General features: G+C 72.6%; 5 protein-coding genes. 3 read left to right on the forward strand and 2 right to left on the reverse strand.

Annotation, left to right across the window (positions count from 1 at the left end; translation table 11 throughout):
- Window positions 1–257 precede the first annotated feature (257 nt).
- Window positions 258–767 (reverse strand): Zn-ribbon domain-containing OB-fold protein, encoded by a 510-nt coding sequence (locus tag ACFWNV_RS38905; RefSeq protein WP_383956849.1) that lies wholly within the window; start codon window positions 765–767, stop codon window positions 258–260.
- Between the two features lie 191 nt (window positions 768–958).
- Between ACFWNV_RS38905 and ACFWNV_RS38910 the strand changes: the two genes are divergently transcribed.
- A complete protein-coding gene (locus tag ACFWNV_RS38910) occupies window positions 959–2,179 on the forward strand; it encodes a flavin-containing monooxygenase (protein WP_383956852.1) in 1,221 nt (406 codons plus the stop codon).
- A 55-nt stretch (window positions 2,180–2,234) separates the two neighbouring features.
- Here the strand turns inward: ACFWNV_RS38910 and ACFWNV_RS38915 are convergent, their stop codons facing one another.
- Window positions 2,235–2,870 (reverse strand): VOC family protein, encoded by a 636-nt coding sequence (locus ACFWNV_RS38915; protein WP_383956855.1) that lies wholly within the window; start codon window positions 2,868–2,870, stop codon window positions 2,235–2,237.
- Window positions 2,871–3,049: 179 nt separating this feature from the next.
- Between ACFWNV_RS38915 and ACFWNV_RS38920 the strand changes: the two genes are divergently transcribed.
- Together ACFWNV_RS38920 and ACFWNV_RS38925 are read left to right on the forward strand one after the other, a co-directional pair.
- A complete protein-coding gene (locus ACFWNV_RS38920; protein ID WP_383956858.1) occupies window positions 3,050–3,391 on the forward strand; it encodes a DUF5713 family protein in 342 nt (113 codons plus the stop codon).
- A gap of 314 nt (window positions 3,392–3,705) precedes the next feature.
- Window positions 3,706–5,940 carry an acetate--CoA ligase family protein gene (locus ACFWNV_RS38925; protein WP_383956861.1) on the forward strand — a complete coding sequence of 745 codons (2,235 nt, stop codon included), beginning with the start codon at window positions 3,706–3,708 and terminating at the stop codon, window positions 5,938–5,940.
- Window positions 5,941–6,194 lie beyond the last annotated feature (254 nt).

The raw sequence follows: 6,194 nt of genomic DNA on the forward strand, positions 1-6,194 counted from the left end.
GGGTCTGGGGCGGAGCCCCAGGGGTCTGGGCGCAGCCCGGTTCCCTGCTTTCGGTCGGGCTGCGTCAAGTTCAGCTTCGCCGGCGTTTGAGGCGCGGGGTCTGGGGCGGAGCCCTAGGGGGTCCGGGCGCAGCCCGGTACCCCGCTTCAGCCCGTCCGGCGTTTGAGGACCGGGTCCGGGCAGAGCCCGGGGAACGGGCGAAGGGCGGGTAGGGGAACTTCGCCCCGCAGGGCCGGGGCCAACCGGCGGCCCGCCGCTCAGTGCAGGCGCGGAGCGAACACCGCCACCCAAATACCCTCCGCCGCCTCCCGGAAGGTCACCTCAAGCTCCATCCCGACCCGAAGCTCCGGCTCCGGCTCCGACGCCGGCCCCGGCCCCGACCCCGACGGCGGCTCCGACGGCGACGCCGACGCCGGACCGTCCCCGCCCACGACGCCCACGACCTCGGTCATCATCCGCGGCCCCTCCGCAAGATCCACCACCGCCGCCACATACGGCACCCGCCCCCCGAAGGGCGGCAGATCGTTCCGGTGGATCACCGACCAGGTGTACAGCGTGGCCCGCCCGCTCGCCGTCTCCCACGTGACCCGGTCCTCCCCCGCCCAGCAGGCCGGGCAGAACTCCCGCGGGTAGTGGTGGGCCTTGCCGCACTCCCCGCAGCGCCGCAGCAGCAGCCGCCCCTGCGCCGCCGCGTCCCAGTAGGGCCGCGTGAAGTCGTCGATCTCCGGCAGGTCGAACCGCGCAGCCGTACCGGCTCCAGTACTCACGACACCACTCCTCCGGGACACACCCATCTGACGTACCGTCAGTTCACCGGATCCCACCCCATCCCACAAGCCCCCCCAAGCCCCCGCCCACGAGGCCCCACTCCACCCGCCCACTCCCCGTAATCGATCCGCAACCGATTCCCTCCTCGTCCGAGACCCACCGCCCCCGTACGGCGATACGCTCACACCTCATGCCCGGAGCCCCCACAGCACCCGACCTGTCCACCCAGCCCCGCCCGGTCTACGTGATCGGCGCCGGCCCCGGCGGCCTCGCCGTCGCCGCCGCGCTGCGCGCCCGCGGGATCCGCGCGGTGGTCGTGGAGAAGTCGGAGTCGGTCGGTGCTTCCTGGCGGCGGCACTACGACCGCCTCCACCTGCACACCACCCGCCGCCTCTCCGCCCTGCCGGGCCTGGCCATTCCGCGCCGCTTCGGACGCTGGGTGGCGCGCGAGAACGTGGTGCGGTACCTGGAGAAGTACGCCGAGTTCCACGAGCTGGAGATCGCCACCGGCATCGAGGTGACCAGCATCGAGCCGGCCCCGGACGCCCACCCCGACACCCCGGCCACGGGCGCCCCGGCCAAGGGCGCCCCCGCCCCCGGCTGGACCCTCCACGCCACCGGCGGCCGCGTCATGGCGGCCCGCGCGGTCGTGGTCGCGACGGGCTTCAACCACACCCCCTTCATCCCCGACTGGCCCGGCCGGGACACCTACCCGGGCCCCCTCGCCCACGCAGCCGAGTACCGCAACCCCGCCCCCTACGCCGGCCGCGACGTCCTCGTCGTCGGCGTCGGCAACACGGGCGCCGAGATAGCCGTCGACCTCGCCGAAGGCGGCGCCGCCCGGGTCCGGCTCGCGGTGCGCACCGCCCCGCACATCCTGCGCCGCTCCACGGCCGGCTGGCCCTCCCAGCGGACCGGGATCCTGGTCCGGCGCCTCCCGGTCCGGCTCGTCGACCGGCTCGGCGCGATCGTCGGCAAGCTCTCGGTCCCGGACCTGTCCGCGTACGGACTCCCGCGCCCCACCACCGGCCTCTACAGCCGGGTCAGGCAGGGTGCGATCCCGATCCAGGACGTCGGCCTGATCGACGCGGTCCGCACGGGCCGGGTGGAGCCCGTGGCCGCCGTCGCCTCGTTCGACGGAGCCGAGGTGGTCCTCGCGGACGGCTCCCGGATCACCCCGGACGCCGTGATCGCGGCCACCGGCTACCGCCGCGCCCTGGAGGGCCTGCTCGGCGCCCTCGACGTACTGGACGACCGCGGCCGCCCCCGCACGCACGGCGCCAAGACCCCGCCCCACGCCCCGGGCCTGTACTTCACGGGCTTCACCAACCCCATCAGCGGCAACCTCCGCGAACTCGCCCTGGACGCGGAGAAGATCGCCAGGCGCATCGCCCGCACGCTCCCCGACTAGGTCCTGTTCGCGGACCGGACAGGACCGGATCGATCCAGGTGCGGTCCGACCCCGGTCAGATCGTGACCGGCCCGTGGGCGGTGGCGAACTCGACCGCGACCAGGCCCGGTTCCTCGTCCTCGATCCAGGTGACGTCGATCTGGTCGAGGGGGTGGTCGGCCGGTTCGCCGAGGAATTCGGCGATGGAGGCGGCGTTGCCGGCGATGGAGACGCCGTGGATGGTGGTGGGGGTGCGCGGGTCGGCGCTCGGGCGCTCCTCGACGGGCACCGCCCACTCCAGGAAGAAGGGCAGTTGCGGGTCCTCCATCAGTTCCCGTACGCCGATCTGCTTCCACCGCAGGTCGAACCCGTCGGGGCGGACCCGGTGGCCCTCGTCCGAGGTGCGGCCGAGGCGGGCCTCGACGGGGGCGATGTCGTCGACGGAGACCACCCAGCCGAGCCAGCCGCCGCCCTCGGCGGCGCGGCGCGCGACCGCCTGGCCGAAGGGTGCGCGGTCGGCGGCGGGGTGGTCGAGCGTGGTGACGACCTCGACGTAGGTGCCGCCGCTCAGCGGGAGGATGAAGTTGCGGGTGCCGAATCGTGGGTGCACGCCGCCGTCGACGAACCCGGCGCCCAGGGCCGATCCGATCCACTGGACGGTCGAGACGAAGCTGTCGCGGGCCACCGCATAGGACACGTGATCAAGTCGCACCGCGTCATCATCACCCGACAACCCGCACAAATCGGGACGCCACGCCCGCCGTGCCGCCCCTGTCCGCCCCCGGAGCGGATCGATCACCGTCCTTCCACAGCGACGGGTCCGGTTGTCAGTGGGCTGGTGCACCATCGGCACATCGACCCTGCACAGGACCAGGACCATGGGGGATCACCGTGTCGATCACGAACGACCAAGCAGCTGCCCGCTCCTTCCTGGAGCCGCTCTACAAAGACGCGTACTACCCCGATCACGTCCTCGACAAGGGCCGGGGGATCCTGCTCCGACTGTGTGCGCGCATCGAGGCCGAGCAGCCCTCCGATCTGGCCGGGCTGTACGTGCTGACGGGGGCGGCGACCGAGGAGTTCAACCTGCTGGAAGCGGAGTTCGAGGCCGCGGGGAGCCAGATCGAGACCGTGGCGCGCGAGGAGATAGCCGAGGACTTCGCGTTCGTGGCCTCCGCGTACGGATTTGCGGACGCGGACGTGGAGGAGCTGATCGCACCCCGCGAGTGGTGAGGATCCCGGGCGGCCGCGGGGTCCCCCGGGCGCGCCGCGGCCGTCCCGCGGGGCCTTGCGGGCCCTCTGACCTCGGCCGAATACTGGTCTGGACCGGGTCCCGGTGATCTGAGACCGTTCCCTGGACGACCCCGTAAACCATCCGGGGGCCGGGCCCGGGAGGTGTCCGGGGGTCGGGCCGCGGGCGTTCCACACATCACCTCCACCAGCTTTCCTGTGCATCCCTGTTCCTGACGGCACGTCAGTTCAGTAATCTGACTACGCGTCAGTTATTGAGATTCGTCGAGGTTCATCGAGCAGGAGCGGGCGGAACGATGCTTGGATCTACTCACGGCACCCTCACCACCGACTTCCGCGCACGTGTCGAGGCCTGCGGGGAGACCCCCAGGACGGCCGTTCACTCCACAGCGGCCCCCTCCGCCGAGGACGCGGTCGCGCTGGACGTCAGCGGTCGGCCCCTGCACGCCGACGCTCCCGACCTGGACCGGTTCTTCCGGCCCGAGTCCGTGGCGGTCATCGGCGCCTCGGACGCCGACGGCAGACCCAACACCGGCATCACCCGCCAGCTCATCGCCTGGGCGGAACGCGTGGGAGCCCGGCTGCACCCCGTCCACCCCACCCGGGCCACGGTCTTCGGGCTGCCCTGCCACGCCTCCGTGGCGGACCTGCCCGAACAGGTGGACCTCGCCGTCCTCCTCGTGGCCGACCCGCTCCCCATCGTGGAGCAACTGGCCGAGGCCAAGGTCAAGTTCGCGGTCGCCTTCGCCTCCGGCTTCGCCGAGACCGGCGACGAGGGCGCAGCCGCCCAGGCCCGCCTGGGCGCCGCCGTACGGCGCTCCGGCCTGCGCCTGCTCGGCCCCAACACGAACCTCAACGCCTTCGAGAAGTTCCGCGACGACCTCGACGGCCCGGCCATCGCGCTCATCACCCAGTCCGGCCACCAGGGCCGGCCGGTCTACACCCTCCAGGAGCTGGGCATCCGCCTCTCCCACTGGGCGCCCACCGGCAACGAGGCCGACCTCGAAACCTCCGACTTCATCTCCTACTTCGCCGAGCAGCCCGAGGTCGGGGCCATCGCCTGCTACGTGGAGGGCCTCAAGGACGGCCGGCAGTTCCTCCTCGCCGCCGACCGGGCCGCCCGCAACGGCGTCCCCGTCGTCGCCGTCAAGGTCGGCCGCACCGAGACCGGCGCCCGCATGGCCGCCTCCCACACCGGCAAGCTGACCGGCGCGGACACCGTCGTCGACGCCGCCATGCGCCAGTTCGGCGTCATCCGCGTCGACGGCCTCGACGAACTCCAGGACACGGCCGCCCTCCTCGCCCGGGCCCGCAAGCCCCTCGCCGACGGGGTCGTCGTCTACTCCATCTCCGGCGGCACCGGCGCCCACTTCTCCGACCTGGCCACCGAGGCGGGCCTCAACATCCCCACCCTCTCCCAGGCCAAACAGGACGAGCTGCACCAGTGGATCCCGGAATACCTCGGCGTCTCCAACCCCGTGGACAACGGCGGCCACCCGGTGGGCGACTGGCGCGGCCGCAAGATCATCGACGCGATCCTCGCGGACCCCTCCGTAGGCGTCCTGATCTGTCCGATCACCGGCCCCTTCCCCCCGATGAGCGACAAACTCGCCCAGGACCTGGTGGACGCGGCCGAGCAGACGGACAAGCTGATCTGCGTGATCTGGGGCTCCCCGGTCGGCACGGAAGAGGCCTACCGCACCACGCTCCTCGGCTCCTCCCGGGTCGCCACCTTCCGCACCTTCGGCAACTGCATCACCGCCGTCCGCGCCTACCTGGGCCACCACCGCTTCACCGCCGCCTACCGCTCCCCCTTCGAGGACGCCCCGCGCACCACCTCCCCCTCCTTCCGCAAGGCCCAGGCCCTCATGCGCCCCGGCCAGCAGCTCAGCGAACACGCGGCGAAGCAGCTCCTGCGCGCCTACGGGATACGCGTGCCCCGCGAACAACTGGTGACCAGCGCCGCAGCAGCCGTACGGGCGGCCGGACTGGTCGGCTACCCGGTCGTCATGAAGGCCTCCGGGCCGCAGCTCGCGCACAAGACCGAACTGGGACTCGTCAAGATCGGCCTGACCTCGGCGAGCCAGATCCGCGACGCCTACCGCGAACTGACCGACATCGCCCGCTACGAGAACGTCCCGCTGGACGGGATCCTCGTCTGCCAGATGGTCGAACGCGGCGTCGAGATGGTCGTCGGCGTCACCCAGGACGACCTCTTCGGCCCGACGGTCACCGTCGGACTCGGCGGGGTCCTGGTCGAAGTCCTGCACGACGTGGCCGTCCGAGTACCCCCCTTCGGGGAGGACCAGGCCCGAGCCATGCTCGGGGAGCTCCGGGGGCACGCCCTCCTGGAGGGCGTACGGGGGGCACCGCCCGCGGACGTCGACGCGCTCGTGGAAGTCATCCTCCGGGTCCAGCGGATGGCGATGGAACTGGGCGACGAGCTGTCGGAGCTGGACATCAACCCGCTGATGGTGTTGCCGCGGGGGCAGGGGGCGGTGGCCTTGGACGCACTGGCCATCTGCCACTGAGCCACACCTTCTTGACGCTCCGCTCGCGCGGTGCGGCCCTGACGGGCCTTACCGGCTTCGCGCCGCTGCGCCGGACTCCGTCCGGCGGTGGCCGCCGTCCCGGCGCGGGCCCGGTGGGCGGGTGCGGCTGGGTCGCCCTGCGGGGCGAAGTCCCCTACCCGCCCTTCCACCGTTCCCCGGGCCAGCCCGGACCCGGTCCTCAAACGCCGGACGGGCTGAAAGCGGGGCCCCGGGCTGCGCCCGGACCCCCTGGG

Source organism: Streptomyces sp. NPDC058401 (assembly GCF_042722885.1).
Taxonomy (GTDB): domain Bacteria; phylum Actinomycetota; class Actinomycetes; order Streptomycetales; family Streptomycetaceae; genus Streptomyces.